General features: G+C 69.8%; 2 protein-coding genes. Both read right to left on the bottom strand.

Features of this window, described 5'->3' with window-relative positions; all coding sequences use genetic code 11:
• Positions 1-145 precede the first annotated feature (145 nt).
• Positions 146-1,048: a helix-turn-helix domain-containing protein gene (locus tag FKP22_RS30565; RefSeq protein ID WP_170201188.1), complete on the bottom strand. Its 903-nt coding sequence runs from the start codon at positions 1,046-1,048 to the stop codon at positions 146-148.
• Positions 1,032-1,340, bottom strand: a 309-nt coding sequence (locus tag FKP22_RS33180) for a hypothetical protein (protein ID WP_211361677.1), incomplete at its 5' end; no start/stop codon positions are given. The genes FKP22_RS30565 and FKP22_RS33180, both read right to left, overlap by 17 nt.

The following is a 1,340-nucleotide window of genomic DNA, read 5'->3' as shown; positions in this document are numbered from 1 at the left end:
GGGGGCGATGACAGGCAGTTGCATGGTGCGAAAAAAGCAAAGCGCCCCGGGTGCGACTGCAGCCGTGGCGTTCAAGCGCCCCGATTCTAGGGAAGCGCTGCGTTCTTCGCTGCCGGCCCCTGGCTTGGAGAGGCTGGCGGGGTGCCTACTCCGGCATCGCACCTGCAACCGCTGCGGCGCGCAGGACTTTTTCGGGGTTGCCAACGCCTGGCGGGCGGCGGGCCAGGTGCCAGTCGATCCAGTCCGGCAAGGCCCGGTCGTCCATGGCGGTGCGCTGCGCCGGGAAGAAGTGAGAGGGCGATGCGCCGTAGGTCTGGGTCCAGACCTTGGCGAAATGCGCCGAGTCGACAAAGCCGGCCTCCAGTGCCACGTCGGTCAGGCGCCTGCCACTGCCCATGAACCGCGCGGCACGTCGGATCTTGTTGGACAGGCTGTAGCGCCGCAGCGGCAAGCCCATGCATTTCGAGAACAGCTGCGACGCGCGGTGCGGCGAGAGGCCCACCGCGCAGGCCACCTCGTCCAGCGAGCAGCAGGGGTTCTCGTCCATCAGCGTCATCATCTGCTGCACCCGCAGGTCCAGCGGCGGTGGCGGCGGAAATTCGCTGGCGACCCGTTCGATGGCCCAGCGCGCCGACTGGTCCAGCTCGCTGCCGTGCAGTTGGCCCTGGTAGAAGGCCTGGGCGACGTGGCGGAACTCGGCGTGGCGGGCCAGGTCCAGTGCGGCGACACCCGGCCACGGGTTGACGCCATGGAAGGCGCGGTATTGCGGGTGGTTGGGCTCCAGGTCGATCAGCACCAGCGGTACCCCACGCGCCAGCAGTCGCTTGCGCACCAGCGGCCGCACCACCAGCAGCTCGCCCTGCACCGTGCCGCGCGCGGTCCAGATCGTCATCGGCTGGCCGCCAAGTGCCAGCACGATGGTGGCTGCATGGCGCTGGCTGGCGCTGACCAGGCCGGCCGCGGCGTACAGGATGCCGTCGCCCAGCAACCGCGCCCGCCCGCGGGGCAGCTCGGCGACGGCTGGCGCCGCTTCAGTTTCGGGGTTCACCACCACCTTGCGCATCCTCGTTCAAGGCCAGCCGCAGGCGCAGCGGCTGGCCGTCCCGCACGACATCCAGCTCGACGGTCGTGACCAGCATCAGCGAGATCATCGAGGTCTCGTCCACGTCGAGATTGGACTCGGTGTCCAGCGTGTAGACATGGTCGCCTGGCAGCAGGCCCAGCCGGGCGTAGACCGTCTCGGGCGCGACGGCCTTGACCTCGAAGCCGCCACGCTCTGACGGCAGCACGCGGACCTGGCGCAGGAACTGCGCGGCGGCCTGTGGGTGCACGGCGCTGAG

This window comes from Ideonella azotifigens (assembly GCF_006519715.1).
GTDB classification, from domain to species: domain Bacteria; phylum Pseudomonadota; class Gammaproteobacteria; order Burkholderiales; family Burkholderiaceae_C; genus Ideonella; species Ideonella azotifigens.
The sequence above is the reverse complement of the archived record's forward strand: the minus strand, read 5'-3'. Positions and strand labels throughout refer to the sequence as shown.